General features: G+C 64.3%; 16 protein-coding genes and 1 tRNA gene. 12 read left to right on the forward strand and 5 right to left on the reverse strand.

The window, feature by feature from the left end; genetic code table 11:
- Positions 1 to 33: 33 nt before the first annotated feature.
- The 4 genes from ACVIW0_RS31915 to ACVIW0_RS31930 are packed head-to-tail and all read left to right on the forward strand — an operon-like array spanning position 34 to position 1,813.
- Positions 34 to 348: an ArsR/SmtB family transcription factor gene (locus ACVIW0_RS31915; protein ID WP_074127977.1), complete on the forward strand. Its 315-nt coding sequence runs from the start codon at positions 34 to 36 to the stop codon at positions 346 to 348.
- Positions 341 to 805: an SRPBCC family protein gene (locus ACVIW0_RS31920; protein ID WP_461355972.1), complete on the forward strand. Its 465-nt coding sequence runs from the start codon at positions 341 to 343 to the stop codon at positions 803 to 805. Before ACVIW0_RS31915 ends, ACVIW0_RS31920 begins: the two co-directional genes overlap by 8 nt.
- Entirely contained in the window at positions 798 to 1,265 is a 468-nt protein-coding gene (locus ACVIW0_RS31925) for an SRPBCC family protein (RefSeq protein WP_461355973.1), read from the forward strand. The genes ACVIW0_RS31920 and ACVIW0_RS31925 overlap by 8 nt, the downstream gene beginning before the upstream one ends.
- 32 nt (positions 1,266 to 1,297) lie before the next feature.
- Positions 1,298 to 1,813, forward strand: a complete 516-nt coding sequence (locus ACVIW0_RS31930) for an SRPBCC family protein (RefSeq protein ID WP_461355974.1) — start codon at positions 1,298 to 1,300, stop codon at positions 1,811 to 1,813.
- 184 nt (positions 1,814 to 1,997) lie between these two features.
- On the opposite strand, the gene ACVIW0_RS31935 is transcribed toward ACVIW0_RS31930, so the two are convergent.
- From ACVIW0_RS31935 to ACVIW0_RS31950, 4 genes are all read right to left on the reverse strand, one after another.
- The gene (locus tag ACVIW0_RS31935; RefSeq protein WP_461355975.1) at positions 1,998 to 3,608 is read right to left on the reverse strand and encodes an acyl-CoA synthetase; all 1,611 of its coding nucleotides are present in this window, start codon (positions 3,606 to 3,608) and stop codon (positions 1,998 to 2,000) included.
- Positions 3,609 to 3,772: 164 nt separating this feature from the next.
- Positions 3,773 to 5,293: an FAD-dependent oxidoreductase gene (locus ACVIW0_RS31940; RefSeq protein WP_461355976.1), complete on the reverse strand. Its 1,521-nt coding sequence runs from the start codon at positions 5,291 to 5,293 to the stop codon at positions 3,773 to 3,775.
- 173 nt (positions 5,294 to 5,466) lie between these two features.
- Positions 5,467 to 5,922 (reverse strand): GatB/YqeY domain-containing protein, encoded by a 456-nt coding sequence (locus tag ACVIW0_RS31945; RefSeq protein ID WP_461355977.1) that lies wholly within the window; start codon positions 5,920 to 5,922, stop codon positions 5,467 to 5,469.
- Positions 5,923 to 6,035: 113 nt separating this feature from the next.
- Positions 6,036 to 6,737, reverse strand: a complete 702-nt coding sequence (locus ACVIW0_RS31950; RefSeq protein WP_461355978.1) for an alpha/beta fold hydrolase — start codon at positions 6,735 to 6,737, stop codon at positions 6,036 to 6,038.
- Between the two features lie 161 nt (positions 6,738 to 6,898).
- Here ACVIW0_RS31950 and carA point away from each other — a divergent pair, with 161 nt between their 5' ends.
- The 3 genes from carA to ACVIW0_RS31965 all read left to right on the forward strand — a co-directional run bounded on the left by carA (position 6,899) and on the right by ACVIW0_RS31965 (position 9,346).
- A complete protein-coding gene (carA, locus tag ACVIW0_RS31955) occupies positions 6,899 to 8,092 on the forward strand; it encodes a glutamine-hydrolyzing carbamoyl-phosphate synthase small subunit (protein ID WP_461355979.1) in 1,194 nt (397 codons plus the stop codon).
- 149 nt (positions 8,093 to 8,241) lie between these two features.
- Complete coding sequence (locus tag ACVIW0_RS31960; protein ID WP_461355980.1) at positions 8,242 to 8,739, forward strand: PaaI family thioesterase; 498 nt, start codon at positions 8,242 to 8,244, stop codon at positions 8,737 to 8,739.
- An 85-nt stretch (positions 8,740 to 8,824) separates the two neighbouring features.
- The gene (locus tag ACVIW0_RS31965; protein ID WP_461355981.1) at positions 8,825 to 9,346 is read left to right on the forward strand and encodes a hypothetical protein; all 522 of its coding nucleotides are present in this window, start codon (positions 8,825 to 8,827) and stop codon (positions 9,344 to 9,346) included.
- 149 nt (positions 9,347 to 9,495) lie between these two features.
- Here ACVIW0_RS31965 and ACVIW0_RS31970 read toward each other — a convergent pair whose 3' ends face one another.
- A complete protein-coding gene (locus ACVIW0_RS31970) occupies positions 9,496 to 10,038 on the reverse strand; it encodes a Dps family protein (protein WP_461355982.1) in 543 nt (180 codons plus the stop codon).
- Positions 10,039 to 10,163: 125 nt separating this feature from the next.
- Between ACVIW0_RS31970 and ACVIW0_RS31975 the strand changes: the two genes are divergently transcribed.
- From ACVIW0_RS31975 to ACVIW0_RS31995, 5 genes are all read left to right on the forward strand, one after another.
- Positions 10,164 to 10,853, forward strand: a complete 690-nt coding sequence (locus tag ACVIW0_RS31975; protein ID WP_461355983.1) for a class I SAM-dependent methyltransferase — start codon at positions 10,164 to 10,166, stop codon at positions 10,851 to 10,853.
- A gap of 77 nt (positions 10,854 to 10,930) precedes the next feature.
- A tRNA-OTHER gene (locus tag ACVIW0_RS31980) sits at positions 10,931 to 11,006 on the forward strand.
- A gap of 370 nt (positions 11,007 to 11,376) precedes the next feature.
- On the forward strand, positions 11,377 to 14,835 hold the full coding sequence (gene carB, locus ACVIW0_RS31985) for a carbamoyl-phosphate synthase large subunit (RefSeq protein WP_461355984.1): 3,459 nt from the start codon (positions 11,377 to 11,379) through the stop codon (positions 14,833 to 14,835).
- 204 nt (positions 14,836 to 15,039) lie between these two features.
- Positions 15,040 to 15,513 carry a transcription elongation factor GreA gene (greA, locus tag ACVIW0_RS31990; RefSeq protein WP_456756287.1) on the forward strand — a complete coding sequence of 158 codons (474 nt, stop codon included), beginning with the start codon at positions 15,040 to 15,042 and terminating at the stop codon, positions 15,511 to 15,513.
- Positions 15,514 to 15,862: 349 nt separating this feature from the next.
- Positions 15,863 to 16,258 (forward strand): DoxX family protein, encoded by a 396-nt coding sequence (locus ACVIW0_RS31995; RefSeq protein ID WP_461355985.1) that lies wholly within the window; start codon positions 15,863 to 15,865, stop codon positions 16,256 to 16,258.
- Positions 16,259 to 16,423: the final 165 nt, after the last annotated feature.

Here is a 16,423-nt window from a genome sequence, read left to right on the forward strand (position 1 = left end):
CATGCAACCATTTGGTTGCCTATTATCCGACCCATGGATGAAGTCTTCAAAGCTCTCGCGGACGCCTCGCGGCGCACGCTGCTTGACCGGCTTCACGAACAGAACGGGCAGACGCTCGGCGAGCTCTGCGACGGCCTCGACATGACGCGTCAGGCCGTCACCAAGCACCTTGTGATTCTCGAGGAGGCCAACCTCGTCACCACGATCAAGCATGGCCGCGAGAAGCTGCATTACCTCAACCCGGTTCCGATCCATCAGATCGGCGAGCGGTGGATCAAGAAGTTCGAGCGCGGGAAACTTGCCGCGCTCAGCGAATTGAAGCGACAGTTGGAGAAGCGTGATGAGTAAGCCGGACTACGTCTACGTCACCTATATCGAGACCACGGCCGAGAAGCTGTGGGACGCGCTGACATCGAGCGAGTTCACCGAGCGCTTCTGGTTCGGATATCGCGTCAGCTCCGACTGGAAAGTCGGCTCGCTCTATCATTTGGCCAAGGACGGCCGCCGCAGCGTGCAAGGCGAGGTGCTGATCGCTGACCCGCCCAAGAGGCTCGCCTACAGCTGGGACGTCGTGAAAGAAGGCGTCGAGCGCGAGCGGGTTTCGCGCGTGACGTTCGACATCGAACCCCACGGCGGAGTGGTCAAGCTGACCATGACGCACGACAACCTCGGTCCGAAGACACTGCGCGACGTCTCCGGCGGCTGGCCGATGGTCATTGCCAGCCTGAAGAGCTTCCTCGAGACCGGGCGCGAACTGCCGGCCGACCTGCTCACGAGCGGTGCGAGGGAGGCTTACCATGCCTAAGCCCGAATTTGTCTACGTCACCTATATCGAGACCACGCCGGAGAAGCTGTGGGACGCGCTGACGTCAAGTGAGTTCACGCGGCAATACTGGTTCGACACCGAGCTGAAAACGGACTGGAAGGTCGGCTCGCCGCTCGCGCTCGTGATGAGCGGCCAGACCACCGACACCGGCGAGATCCTCGAGGCCGACCGGCCGCGGCGCCTCGCCTACACGTTCAAGCACGAGGCCGACCCTGAAATGCGCAAGGAACCGGCCACCAAGGTCGTGTTCACGCTCCAGCCGTTCGGCCAGATCGTGAAGCTGACCGTGACCCATGAGGGCTTCGGCGTCGGCAGCAAGCTGCTCGATGGCATCTCCAAGGGCTGGCCGGCGATCCTGTCCGGACTCAAGAGCCTGCTCGAGACCGGCAAGGTGGTCGCGATCCCGCCTGCCGCGCTCGGGATCGACGGTTTCGAATGACCATGAAGATCTATCGAAGGATCCGTGCGGACATGAACATCGATAAATTCAAGCCGGCGATCGTCTACGCGATCTACATCGCCGCGACACCCGAGCAGGTCTGGCAGGCGCTGACGAATGCCGAATTCAGCCGGCAGTATTTCTCCGGCAACGCGGTCGAGGTCGAGCTTCGGATCGGCGGCCCCTACATCGTGCGCACGCCCGCCGGCGCGCTGCACATCTCCGGCGAGGTGATCGAATGCGATCCCATGAAGCGGCTGACCGTCACCTTCAACGTCAACTGGCCGCAGCTGGTCGAGAAGCTCGGGCCGACGCTCGTCACCTGGGAGATCGAGCCAGCCGGCGACGGCGTCAAGCTGACCTTGCTGCAGTCGCATGACCGCCCGATCAGCGACGACATCCTGTCCGGCGGCCGCACCGGCTGGCCCGCGATCCTCTCCAGCCTGAAGAGCCTGCTGGAGACCGGCAAGGCCATGGTGATCCCGATGCAGCCGCCAGCGCGGATGCTGGCGGCGCTGAAGGAATTGGGAATTGCCATGCCGGGGTGAGATTGGCGATACAGCCGTCCCATACTCCCCTGTCGTCCCTGCGAAAGCAGGGACTCATAACCACAGGACGTGGGATGGAGCGAGCTGGGGCCACAGCGTCGCGCAACAATGAACGACTGTGGTTATGGGTCCCGGGTCGCGCTGCGCTTGCCCGGGACGACATGGAGAGAGTGTGCGATAGAATCTACCCCAACGCCCTTAACTCGCGCCGCAGCACCTTGCCGGTCGCCGTCATCGGCAGGCTATCGGCGAACTGCACGAAGCGCGGATATTCATGCGCGGCGAGCTGGACCTTGACGAACTCCTGGATCTCGCGCGCCAGCGCGTCGCTCGGCGCGAAGCCCGGGCGCAGCACGATCCAGGCCTTGATCGATTCGGTGCGGATCGGATCGGGGATGCCGACCACGGCCGACATCGCGACCGCCGGATGCTTCATCAGCGTGTGCTCGATCTCGGACGGACCGACGCGATAACCGGCTGTGGTGATGACGTCGTCCTCGCGGCTGACGTACCAGAAATAGCCGTCCTCATCCTGCACGCCGAGATCGCCGGTCAACAGGAATTCGCCGGCATATTTCTTACGCGTCGCTTCCGGATTGCGCCAGTATTCGATCATGGTGCAGGGACACGGCTGCCGCACGCCGATGATGCCGCGCTGTCCCCGCGGCAGTTCCTCGCCCTTGTCGTTGACGATGCGGACGTCGAAGCCCGGCGTGGCACGGCCCATCGCGCCCGGGCGGATCGGAAACAGATTGGAGTTTGAGCCGATCACCAGATTGCATTCGGTCTGCCCGAACACCTCATGGGCGTCGATGCCGAAGGTTTCGCGCACCCAGCCGAGCAATTCGCCACCGAGCGACTCGCCGCCGGTGAAGATGCTGCGCAGCCTGACGCCGGAGTTCTTCACGTCGGCCTGCCGCATCAGCTTCAGCGCGGTCGGGGGCAGGAACACGTTGCGGATGCCAAGCTCGGCCATCATCTGCATCGCCGCCTGCGGCTCGAACTTGCGGGCGCGGTGACCGACCATCGGGATGCCGTGATACCAGAACGCGAGCAGGCCGTTGATCAACCCGCCGATCCAGGCCCAATCGGCCGGCGTCCACATCAGATCGCCCGGCCGCGGCAGGAAGTTGTGGCACATCTCGACATTGGGCAGATGGCCGAGCACGACGCGATGCGCGTGCAACGCCCCCTTCGGATTGCCCGTGGTGCCCGAGGTGTAGATGATCAGCGCGGGATCGTCGGCCGAGGTGTCGACGGTGGCGAATTCCGGCGACGCCGCTCTGATCGCGCTCCAGAACGGCTTTGTGCCCGCCGGCGTCTTGTCGCCGACGATGTAGACGCTCTTCAGCTCAGGCAGGCGATCGCGGATTTTTGCGATTTTTTCCCAGCCGGCTTCATCGGTGATGACGGCCTTCGCTGCCGAGTTCGACAGCCGGAATTCGAGCGCGTCCTCGCCGAACAGTGCAAACAGCGGGACCGCGATCAGAGCCGCGCGGAACGCCGCGAGATGCGCAACCGGCAATTCCAGCGATTGCGACAGGAACACCGCGACGCGGTCACCGCGTACCAGGCCGTCGGCGGTCAGCACATTGGCGAAGCGGCGCGAGGCGTCCGCGACCTCGTCGAACGACGTGCGCGTGGTGCCGCCGTCCTCGTCGACATAGATCAGCGCGAGCCGGCCGGTGCCGTCGGCGTGGCGGTCGCAACAGGCGGTCGCCATGTTGAAGCGCGCGGGGATATCCCAGCGGAAGTTGCGATAGAGCTCGTCGTAGGTGGCGGCTTCCTTAAGCATGGCTTGCGTTGCTTCCATCCCTTGTCATGGCCGGGCTTAGTCCTGCCATCATGCGTAGCCCGGATGGAGCGAAGCGCAATCCGGGGTTCTCATCAAGTGGACAGACTCACCCGGATTTCGCTTCGCTGCATCCGGGCTACGAACATCCTTGAGAGGGAAAGCGATCAGGCTGCCGCCCGCTGCATTGCGACCTCGGCCTTGAGGCTGTCAAGGTCGCGATAGATCGACGCGGCTGCGAGCACGCGCCCGCCGCGCTTGTAGCGCAGCATGCAATCCCGGCCGGCAATGCTGCCGTCCACCGCGATCTCGTCCCACTGCTCGGCGTGGCCGACATAGTTGATCGGCACGTCGTAATGCTGGCTCCAGAAGAACGGCACTGCGTCGAAGACCTCACGCTGCCCCAGCATATTGCGCGCGGCGGTCTGGCCTTGGCGCTCAGCCACCACCCAGTGCTCGACCCGGATGTTCTCGCCGCTGTGCGGATCGGGCCAGCGCGCGATATCGCCGGCTGCGTAGATGCCGGGCACGCTGGTCTCGAGATAGGCGTCCACGGTCACGCCGCGATCGATCGCGAGCCCGGCCGCTTCCGGCAGCGCCAGCCGCGGCTTCACGCCGACGCCGACCACGACGAGGTCCGCATCGAGCACGGGCCCACTCTTCAAATGCGCGCGCTTGCCCTCGATCGTGGTCACAGTGTCGCCGAGGTGGAAGACGACGCCATGCTCCTCGTGCAGGGCACGGACGAAATCGCCCATGTCGGGCCCAAGCACGCGCTCCATCGGTCGCTGCTCCAGCCCGACCACGTGAACCTCGATCTGTCTCGCGCGCAAGGAGGCCGCAACCTCGAGCCCGATGAAACTTGCACCGATCACCACCGCCCTGCGTGCTCCGTTGGCCGAGGCGATGATCGCCCGGCAATCGTCGAGCGTGCGCAACACATGAACGTGGGCTTGGTTGGCGCCCGGAATGGGCAGCCATACCGGCTCCGCACCGGTCGCCAGCAGCAGTCGGTCGTAGGGAACGGCTTCGCCGCCGACGAGGACGACATTGCGGCGGCCGGTGTCGATCGACTGAACCTCGGCCCCGAGTCTGAGATCGATCGCCGCGTCGGCATAGAAGCCGTCCGGCTTCAACGGCAGCCAGTCTTCCGGCGCGCTGCCGGCGAGGAAATCCTTCGAGAGGTTCGGCCGATCCACCGGTGGCGCGGTCTCGCCGCTCAGCATGACGATGCTGCCCCGATAGTCCTGCCGTCGCAGCATCTCGGCGGCGGCAAAGCCTGCCGCGCCACCGCCGACGATCACGATCCTGCCGGGCGCATCGACCGGGCCCTTGACGCGTGGTTTCGGCTGCTCGCGCTTCTCGCGGACAATGATGCGATCGCCGTCGCGTTCGACCTTCCAGACGGCGAGCGCGGCGAAGGCGGGCGCAGCGGTCGCTTCACCGGTGCGAATATCGAAGCAGGCGTGATGCCAGGGGCAATGGACGGTCTCGCCCTCGAGCAGGCCTTCGGCGAGCGGCCCATGATAATGGCTGCAATGCGCGTCGATGGCGAAGATATCCGCGCCCGAACGCACCAGCAGCACGTCCTCGTCGCCGACATGGCCGAGCAACATCGTGCCCGAAAATTCGGAAAGGACGACGCCTTGTGTCAGATCCGGACCGGAAGGAGCTTGCTGATCGGCCATGGCCTATCTCCAATTTAGCCAGAACGTCACCCCGAGAGCGCCGCCTCGGCGAACAGCGGCAAGGCGCCTTCAGATCAACAAACGTCTCCAAGCTGAAATTGTTGCTGCCGACCCGCAATTCGCCGAGTCAAGCGCGGCCCGGATGACGCTAAAGCAAAATCCGAGCTACGAGATCAAGACGACAGCGCCGCCTTCACCAGGCCGCTGGCCTTGCCGAAATCCATCTGGCCGGCGTACTTCGCCTTCAAGGCACCGATCACCTTGCCCATGTCCTTGATCCCGGCGGCATTGGTCTCGGCGATGACGGCCGCGATCGCGGCCTTCACGTCGTCATCCGACATCTGCTTCGGCAGATACGCGGAGATCACCGCGATCTCCGCGCGCTCCTGGTCGGCAAGCTCGGCGCGGCCGCCCTTGTCGTAGAGCTCGACCGATTCCTGGCGCTGCTTGATCATCTTCTGCAAGAGGCCAAGCAGATCGGCATCGGAGAGTGGCGGCTTGCCCTGCCCGCGCGCGTCGATGTCGGCGTTCTTGATGGTCGAATTGACCATGCGCAGCGTCGAGAGCTTGCGCTCGTCCTTGGCCTTCATCGCTTCCTTGACCGCAGTGTTGATATCGTCGCGCAGCATCTTTGTATCCTTGAACCGGCAATCCCTTCATGTAGGCAGTTTGCAGCGGCAGAACAACTCCAGTTTGCCGCGTTTTTCCTGGCGCGAAAGGCTCCCACTGCGTCGAAAACGCTTTAAGTCCGCAACCACGCAACCAGCGCGTCGGCGCAGGCCTGCGGCTGCTCCAGCTGCGGCAGGTGACCGCAATTGGGAAGCACGACGAGCTTGGCCCCGGGAATGCCGTTGGCCATCTCGTCCGACAGCGAATTCGGAACTGTGTTGTCGGTATCCGACGTCAGCACCAGGGTCGGACACTTGATCCAGGCCATGCTCGGCCGCGAATCCGGCCGGCTCAGCACCGCGTTCTGCTGACGGATGAAGGCCTCGGCGCCGACATCCTCGCTCATATCATAAACAACCTGGCGCAGGCTGGCATCGGCCTGCCTCGACGGATGCACGAAACCCGGAAACAGTTCGTCGACCACGCTGCGATATTGGCCGCTTTTGGCACGCTCGATCATGCCGCGGCGGCGGGCGGTAGCCTCCGGCGTGTCGGCCCGCGCCTGGGTGCTCATCAGCGCCAGCTTGGCGACCCGCTCGGGTGCCTGGCGCATGATCTCGAAGGCAATGTAGCCGCCCATCGAGTGTCCGGCGAGGGCAAAGCGCGGCGGCGCCTCCGCCAGGATGCGGCGAGCGATCGCCCCCATATTGTCGTCCCGGACATGGTTGGCGACCGTGACCGGCCCGAGCCGCCACAGCGCCGGGATCACCGGGGCGAAAATCCGCGGCGAGCAGATGAGGCCCGGGACGAGCAGGATCGGCATCGTGTTATCCATGCGGGAGCTCCGGACCGGGTCATTTTCGGCAAGCAAACGGCCGCTTCAGGGAACTTTAGATTAAAAGGCCCTTCCAGCCTGTCAAATCGGCCGGGATTGCCGTGTGAATCCGCGCCCTTTCGCTTTGACGCCGCAGGGTGCGGCGACTATTTAAAGGGCTCATGACAACCCCAGAAAACGCTCCCGCCTGGCCGGACCACAAACCGACCGCGCTCCTTGTGCTCGCCGATGGCACCGTGCTGGAAGGCTTCGGTCTCGGCGCCGAAGGCCACGCCGTTGGCGAGGTCTGCTTCAACACCGCGATGACCGGCTATGAGGAGATCCTCACCGATCCGTCCTATGCCGGCCAGATCATCACCTTCACCTTCCCGCATATCGGCAATGTCGGTACCAACGAGGAAGACATCGAGACAGTGAACATGGCCGCGACGCCGGGCGCGCGCGGCGTGATCCTGCGCTCCGCCATCACCGATCCCTCGAATTACCGCGCCACCAAACATCTCGACCAATGGTTGAAGGCGCGCGGCATCATCGGCCTTTCCGGCATCGACACCCGCGCGTTGACCGCGCTGATCCGCTCCAAGGGCATGCCCAATGCGGTGATCGCGCATTCCAGGAGCGGCGAGTTCGACTTGCATGCCCTGAAGGAAGAGGCGCGCGAATGGCCCGGCCTCGAGGGCATGGATCTGGTGCCGATGGTCACCTCCGGCCAGCGCTTCACCTGGGATGAGACGCCCTGGGCATGGGGCAAGGGTTTTGGCCAGCAGACCGCGCCGGAGTTCAACGTGGTCGCGATCGACTACGGCATCAAGCGCAACATCCTGCGCCTGCTCGCCGGCGTCGGCGCCAAGGTGACCGTGGTGCCGGCAACGACCGCGGCCGAGGACATCCTGGCGATGAAGCCGGACGGCGTGTTCCTGTCGAACGGGCCCGGCGATCCCGCCGCGACCGGCAAATATGCCGTGCCCGTGATCCAGAAGGTGATTGCCTCGGGCACGCCGACCTTCGGCATCTGCCTCGGCCATCAGATGCTCGGCCTCGCCGTCGGCGCCAAGACCAAGAAGATGCATCAGGGCCATCACGGCGCCAACCATCCGGTCAAGGACGAGACCACCGGCAAGGTCGAGATCACCTCGATGAACCACGGCTTCGCGGTGGACCAGGCGACGCTGCCGATGGGCGCCACCCAGACCCACATCTCACTGTTCGACGGCTCCAATTGCGGCATCGCGCTCGAGGGCAAGCCGGTGTTCTCGGTGCAGTACCACCCCGAGGCCTCGCCCGGCCCGCGCGACTCGCACTACCTGTTCCAGCGTTTCGCCGACCTGATGCGGAAGAAGAAGCGGGCGGCGTAGACCGCGGCCGTCAGCGCAGCCCTCATCGAATACCACATGCCCGGACCACCTGGTTCGGGCATGATCTTCTGTCACGCCTTGCATGAGCGGACGCTGCCCAGTCATATCAAGTCATATGACGACGATCATCAAGCAACAGGATGCCCGACATGACCGATAGCGCCGCCCCGAAACCCGTCTACGGCGTCTCCTCGATGGCGGTAATGGCGTCGATGTCCGGGCTCGACTTCGTGCGCGGCATCTTCGCCCGCACGCTGCCGGAGCCGCCGATCATGGAGAATGTCGAGCCTTTCGACTGCACGGCCGAGGCCGGCCATGTGGTGATCCACAGCATCCCGGGCCTGCGCCACTATAACCCGATCGGCTCGGTGCATGGCGGCTACGCCGCGATCCTGCTGGATTCCGCGATGGGGCTCGCGGTGCAGACCACGCTGCCGCAAGGCTTTGGCTACACCACGCTGGAGTTCAAGATCTCCTTCGTCCGCGGCATGAGCCAGGACACCGGCACGATCCGCACCGAAGGCCAGGTGCTCAATGCCGGCCGCCGTGTCGCAACCGCCGAAGCGCGCATCACCGACGCCAAGGGCAAGCTGATCGCGCACGCCACCACCACCTGCCTGGTGTTCGAGCTGCCCAAAGCGAGTTGAGTTTGCCAGGAACGCTTGGCGCTGACAGCGGGTTGCTCCGCGGATCGTGTTGCTCACACTTGCCGAGCACTTGCCGGAGGTCGCCATGTCCACAATCAAAGCCGCAGCCGAGCCGCTTGCCATCGTCTTCAGGGACGACGGGATGGTGCCGAACAATCCGATGCCGTTCCTGGTCTACAAGGGCGTCGTCGATCTCGGCCGCGATCCCGAGGCCACGATCGAGCAGCTGTTCGCCAGCAATGGCTGGGGCGCGATGTGGCGCAACGGCGTCTACGATTTCGCGCACTACCACGCCACCGTGCACGAGGTGCTCGGCATCGCCCGCGGTCGCGCGCGGGTGCAGTTCGGTGGCGCGGATGGACAAGCGCTCGATATCGCAGCCGGCGACGTCGCGATCCTGCCGGCCGGGACCGGGCATCAATGCCTGTCGGCGAGCGACGATTTTTCCGTGGTCGGCGCCTATCCGCCGGGCCCGCCGATGGATCTGCAACGGCCGACGCCGGAGAACCGCGCGCGGGCGCTGACGACGATCCCGCAGGTCGCGATCCCGGCGACGGATCCGGTGATGGGCAAGGATGGCCCGCTGGTGCGGCTGTGGAAGCGGTAATCCGCCGTTATTGCGAGCAGAGCGCAGCAATCCATCGCTCCGCGCATCGGACCCGCGGGGTGGGCTGAGGCGTGCCCGCTTTCACGCGCAGGGTGGTGGGTACGGTCTGACGCGCCTCTGCCCACACACACGACGGAGCGGCACAGGGGCTACGCCGCGTTGCTGCCTTCCTGGCGGCTGGCCTCGAACAGGAACCAGGTTCGGCGCTCGGTTTCGTCGATGAAGGTTTCGAGCAGGCCGGCGGTTCCGGAATCCTCGTGATCGTCGGCGAGCTTGTGCGCCTTGCGCATCGCAGCTGCGATGTGCTTGTTGTCCTCCATCAACTCGCGCAGCATTTCGCGCGGCGGGACATAGGCCTCGTCGTTGTCCTTGATGGTCTGGTGCCTGGCGACGTCGCCGATCGACTTCAGCGTGACGCCGCCGAGCTTACGCACCCGTTCGGCGAGCTGGTCGGTGGTCGCGAAGATCGCGTCCGACTGCTCATCCAGCAACAGATGGTAGTCATGGAAATGCCGGCCGCTGACGTGCCAGTGGAAATTCTTGGTCTTCAGGTAGAGCGCAAAGGCGTCGGCCAGAAGCGTGTTGAGCGAGGCCGAGATCGTGTCCACCGCAGCCCGCGGCAGGTCGCTCGGCGTGTCGAGATCGGGCGAGATCTTGTGAGTCTTGTTGGCGTCAGAGTTGGCTTTGCTCACGGTAAACCTTCCTGTTAGGAACCCCGTATTTCGGCGCATTGAACATTGGCCGCCGGACCGCTAACGCATCATCAGCCCACCCGTTCCTGAAGGTCAGGAACCCGTTCTGCCGGATACCAAACGCGATGGATGAATGGATCGATTATTACGATTCCACACACACGATTTATGCGAGCCGACTGCACCGCGACCTGCATTTCCAGGTCATCGCGAACGACATCATCGGATACATCACCTCGCCCGATGCGGTGGTGCTCGACTACGCCTGCGGCGAGGCGCTCTCGGCGGTGAAGGTCGCCAATGCCTGCGCGCAGCTCTATCTGGCGGAGCCGGCGCCCGGCGTCCGCGGCCGCCTGGTCGCGCGCTTTGCACCCGACACCCGAATCCGGGTCCGCTCGCTCGATGACCTGAAGCACATGGAGGCTGATACGATCGACCTCGTGGTGATGAACTCGGTGGCGCAATACATGACGCCGCAGGAGCTCGACAACGCGTTCGACGTGATCCACCGCCTGCTGAAGCCCTCGGGCCGGTTCGTGCTCGGCGATATCCTGCGGCCCGAAGTCGGCATGGCCAGGGACGTCATCGCACTGCTGCGCTTCGCGGCGACCCACGGCTTCCTGCGCGATGCCTTGATCGGGCTCGCCTCAACCGCACTGTCGGACTATCGGCAGCTGCGCACCCGGATCGGGCTGCAGCGCTACCGCGAGGACGAGATGATCGCAAAGCTCGGCGCCGCCGGCTTCAGCGCCACGCGTGCGCCACGCAACATCGGGCACAATCCGTGGCGGATGACGTTCGTGGCGCACCACTGATCCAAGGTTGCGCGGGATATTAACGTTACCTTAAAGTAAACGTGGCGGCCGCGGAAATAATCAGCAATGATCCGCTCGGCCCGGTGGCGGAAGCGTCGACGCGGCAGTGGTGCAACACTGTTTATCCTGGTTCAAATCCAGGCCGGGCCTCCACGCTTCGCCCTGACGGGCTTCGCGTGGCGCAGCCACGCCGGACCGGCGGGGCAAAGCGTGTCCGGCGTAGCTTGAGCAGAGCGAAAGCTTAGACGGACTGGGCAATCGGCCCGCAGGCGAAGCCAAGCTCCTACCGAACATTCCCCTCCCCCCGACCGCCCCCAACCGGGCAAACGCCGAATGCGGATTTTCCCCCAGAATCGCGGTTGATTGGGCGTTTTTGGGGGTTTCGCGGGTGCGGAAACTGGTCTAAAGACCTCCCGCGCGCGAGAGATCGCGCTTCCGGCGCTACAAAATGGAGCGCATGGCTCGAGGGACGCGCGGGAAGCGCGCCCTTTTTTTGTGCCCAAATTCCAGTCCGCGAGAGCTGATGCCCAAAAGAACCGACATCTCCACCATCCTGATCATCGGCGCCGGTCCCATCGTGATCGGCCAGGCCTGCGAATTCGACTATTCCGGCACGCAGGCCTGCAAGACGCTGAAGGAGGAGGGCTATCGGATCGTCCTGGTCAATTCCAACCCGGCGACGATCATGACCGACCCGGAGCTGGCGGATGCGACCTATATCGAGCCGATCACGCCCGAGATCGTCGCCAAAATCATCGAGAAGGAACGCCATGTCGTGCCCGGCGGCTTCGCGCTGCTGCCGACCATGGGCGGCCAGACCGCGCTGAACTGCGCGCTGTCGCTGCGCAAGCAGGGCACGCTGGAGAAGTTCGACGTCGAGATGATCGGCGCCACGGCGGACGCGATCGACAAAGCCGAAGACCGCCAGCTGTTCCGCGACGCCATGGAGAAGATCGGGCTGCAGACGCCGCGGTCGCGCCTCGCCAATGCGTCGGCGCTGAAGAAGTCCGACCGCGACAAGTACCTCGCCGATCACGCCAAGCTGTCCGGCGCCGAGCTCGAAGCCTTCGAACGCAAGTGGGAAGCCGGCGAGAACGAGCGGCGCAAGCGCTACCAGCAGCAGGCCCTGGCGGAAGCGCTGATGGCGCTGTCCGACATCGGCCTGCCCGCGATCATCCGTCCCTCCTTCACGCTCGGCGGCACCGGCGGCGGCATCGCCTACAACAAGGAAGAATATCTCGACATCATCGAGCGCGGCCTCGATGCCTCGCCGACCAACGAGGTGCTGATCGAGGAATCCGTTCTCGGCTGGAAAGAGTTCGAGATGGAGGTGGTGCGCGACAAGAAGGACAATTGCATCATCATCTGCTCGATCGAAAACGTCGATCCGATGGGCGTGCACACCGGCGATTCGATCACGGTGGCGCCGGCGCTGACGCTCACCGACAAGGAATACCAGATCATGCGCGACGCATCGATTGCGGTGCTGCGCGAGATCGGCGTCGAGACCGGCGGCTCCAACGTGCAGTTCGGCATCAATCCGGATGACGGCCGCATGGTCGTGATCGAGATGAACCCGCGCGTGTCGCGCTCTTCGGCGCTGGCTTCCAAGGCGACCGGCTTCCCGATCGCCAAGGTCGCAGCCAAGCTTGCGATCGGCTACACGCTCGACGAGATCGCCAACGACATCACCGGCGGCGCCACGCCGGCCTCGTTCGAGCCGACCATCGACTACGTCGTCACCAAGATTCCGCGCTTCGCGTTCGAGAAATTCCCCGGCGCCTCCTCCACGCTGACGACCTCGATGAAGTCGGTCGGCGAGGTAATGGCGATCGGCCGCACCTTCCAGGAGAGCCTGCAGAAGGCGCTGCGCGGGCTGGAGACCGGGCTGACCGGCCTCGACGAGATCGACATCGAGGGCCTCGGCCGCAGCGACGACAAGAACGCGATCCGCGCCGCCCTCGGCACGCCGACGCCGAACCGCCTGCTGCAGGTCGCGCAGGCGATGCGGCTCGGCTGGTCGAACGAGGAGATCTTCAACTCCTGCAAGATCGATCGCTGGTTCCTCGCCGAACTGCGCGGCATCGTCGAGATGGAAGACAAGGTCCGCGGCAGCGGCCTGCCGGCCAATGCGTTCTCGATGCAGATGCTGAAGGCGATGGGCTTCTCGGATGCGCGGCTCGCCGTGCTGACGGAGCAGACCGAAGCCGAGGTCACCGCCAAGCGCCATGCGCTCGGGGTGCGCCCGGTGTTCAAGCGCATCGACACCTGCGCGGCGGAGTTCGCCTCGCCCACCGCCTACATGTATTCGACCTATGAGCGGCCGTTCGCGGGCGCGCTTGCCGACGAGAGCGCGCCGTCGGATCGCAAGAAGGTGATCATCCTCGGCGGCGGGCCGAACCGCATCGGCCAGGGCATCGAGTTCGACTATTGCTGCTGCCACGCCTGCTTCGCGCTCGAGGACGCCGGCTACGAGACCATCATGGTCAACTGCAATCCGGAGACGGTGTCGACCGACTACGACACCGCCGATCGGCTCTACTTCGAGCCGCTCACCGCCGAAGACGTGCTCGAGATCATCGCGACCGAGCGCAAGAACGGCACGCTGCACGGCGTGATCGTGCAGTTCGGCGGCCAGACCCCGCTGAAGCTTGCCCGCGCGCTGGAAGCCGCCGAAGTGCCGATCCTCGGCACCTCGCCCGACGCGATCGACCTCGCCGAGGACCGCGACCGCTTCAAGCGCGTACTCGACAAGCTGCGCCTCAAGCAGCCGAAGAACGGCATCGCCTATTCGGTCGAGCAGGCCCGCCTGGTCGCCGCCGATCTCGATCTGCCGCTGGTGGTGCGCCCGTCCTACGTGCTCGGCGGCCGCGCGATGCAGATCATTCGCGAGGAGACCCAGCTCAACGACTACCTGCTGGGAACGCTGCCGGAGCTGGTGCCCGCCGACGTCAAGGCGCGCTATCCGAACGACAAGACCGGGCAGATCAACACCGTGCTCGGCAAGAACCCGCTGCTGTTCGATCGCTATCTGTCCGATGCGACCGAGGTCGACGTCGACTGCCTCTGCGACGGCAAGGACACTTTCATCGTCGGCATCATGGAGCACATCGAGGAAGCCGGCATCCACTCCGGCGACTCAGCCTGCTCGCTGCCGCCGCATTCGCTCGACGCCAGCACGATCGGGGAGCTGGAGCGGCAGACCCGCGAACTCGCGCTCGGGCTCGACGTGGTCGGCCTGATGAACGTGCAATACGCCATCAAGGACGGCGAGATCTACGTGCTCGAGGTCAACCCGCGCGCATCCCGCACCGTGCCGTTCGTCGCCAAGGTGATCGGCACGCCCGTCGCCAAGATCGCGGCGCGGATCATGGCCGGCGAGAAGCTCGCCGATTTCAAGCTGAAGAAGAAGAAGCTCGACCATGTCGGCGTCAAGGAATCGGTGTTCCCGTTCGCGCGCTTCCCCGGCGTCGACACCGTGCTCGGACCGGAGATGCGCTCGACCGGCGAGGTGATGGGCATCGACCGCTCCTTCGAGGTCGCTTTCGCCAAGAGCCAGCTCGGCGGCGGCACGCGCGTGCCGCGGCAGGGCACGGTGTTTGTTTCGGTTCGTGGCGACGACAAGATGCGCATCGCGGATGCGGTGCGGCTGTTGCACTCGCTCGGCTTCAAGGTGATGGCGACTTCGGGCACGCAACGCTATCTCAGCGACCACGGCGTGCCGACGGAAAAAGTCAACAAGGTGCTCGAAGGCCGTCCGCACATCGTCGACGCCATCACCAATGGCGACGTCCAGCTGGTCTTCAATACCACCGAAGGTCCGCAGGCGCTGGCCGACAGCCGTTCGCTGCGGCGGGCTGCCCTCTTGCATAAAGTGCCATATTACACCACTCTTTCAGGCGCGGTGGCGGCCGCACGGGGGATCCGGGCCTACCGGGACGGGGACCTTGAGGTCCGCACGCTTCAGAGTTACTTTTCCTAAAGCTGACCGCTGCCCGAGCTTAAGGCTCGAAGCGGTCAATTAGCCGAATGGCTGGAACTCACCGCGCGCTTGGATTGTTGTCACGGCCCTTAGCGGGGCCGATAATCACTGGGCTTCCGGGCGCATTCACGCCCTGATTCCTGCGTTAGCTGAACTGGATATTCGTGCACGGCCGCCGGGAGCGCACGATGAAGGACGAAGATGATGGATAAGGTTCCGATGACCGCGGGCGGATACGCCGCGCTGACGGACGAGTTGAAGCGACGCCAGTCGGAGGATCGTCCGCGCATCATCGAACACATTGCGGAAGCGCGCTCGCACGGCGATCTCTCGGAGAACGCCGAGTATCACGCCGCCAAGGAAGAGCAATCGCACAACGAGGGCCGCATCGCCGAGCTCGAGGACAAGCTTGCGCGTGCCGACATCATCGACATCTCGAAGCTCTCCGGCGACACCATCAAGTTCGGCGCCACCGTGACGCTGATCGACGAGGACACCGAGAAGAAGGCGGTGTGGCAGATCGTCGGCGAGGTCGAAGCCGACGCCAAGAAGGGCCGCATCTCGATCACCTCGCCGCTCGCGCGCGCGCTGATCGGCAAGAAGAAGGGCGCCACCGTCGAAGTGATGGCGCCGGGTGGCGCCAAGGCCTATGAGATCACCAAGGTCGAATGGCGGTAGTTACCTTGATGTGACTGGTGCAAAAAGGCCGCGTCCTGACGCGGCTTTTTTTGTGCCCGCGTTTTTGGCCCCGTCTGACAGCAATGTGAGTGGAGAGCGGCTGCGGGGCATGCCAGTGAGGCCATGACATGATTATGCAGTATAATCATGTCGGGGACCGAGCACGTTGATGATTGCGTTGCAACACGCATCGCTGCGCGTCACCGTATCTCTGGCGCATTCGCTCGCAACTGCCATCGCGCGCAGAATGATTCCGGTCGCAAGGTGTTGACATCACACTCCGGTGGCGGACACCGTGTGTTTCTGCATCGTGCAACGTTCCAGTCTGTCAAACAGGGGGTAAATGACAATGGACCAGACACTCTCCAAGCTTCAGCCGCTGGCACTTAGCCTGTTTCGGTTCATCACAGGCCTGCTGCTGTTTCAGTTTGGCGTCGCCAAGCTTCTCAAATTCCCGCCCGGAACGATGTTCGAGAAAGTCGAACTGTTCTCGTTGATCGGAGCGGCCGGCGCGCTCGAACTGATCCTGGGCGGGCTGCTGATGATCGGCCTCTTCTCACGGATCGTGGCCTTCATCCTGGCAGGCGAAATGGCCTTCGCCTACTTCATCGGCCATTTCCCCAAAGGCTTCTATCCGCTGCTCAACAACGGCAGTCTGGCGATCGCGTTCTGCTTCGCCTGTCTCTACCTCGCGACCTCGGGCCCGGGCCCGATCAGCGTCGATGCTGCAATGGGCAAGAGGTAACAAACAACATCGTCATTGCGAGCCAACGGGTCGCGCGAACGCGCGCCCGATGACAGGTTCCGCGAAGCAATCCACCTCACCGCAAGCCGGAGAATGGATCGCTTCGTCGCTTCAGCGCAAGATTGCTTTGCAATCTTGTCGCGAGCTCCTCGCAATGACGATGAA

The sequence above is a fragment of the Bradyrhizobium sp. USDA 4454 genome (assembly GCF_054822705.1).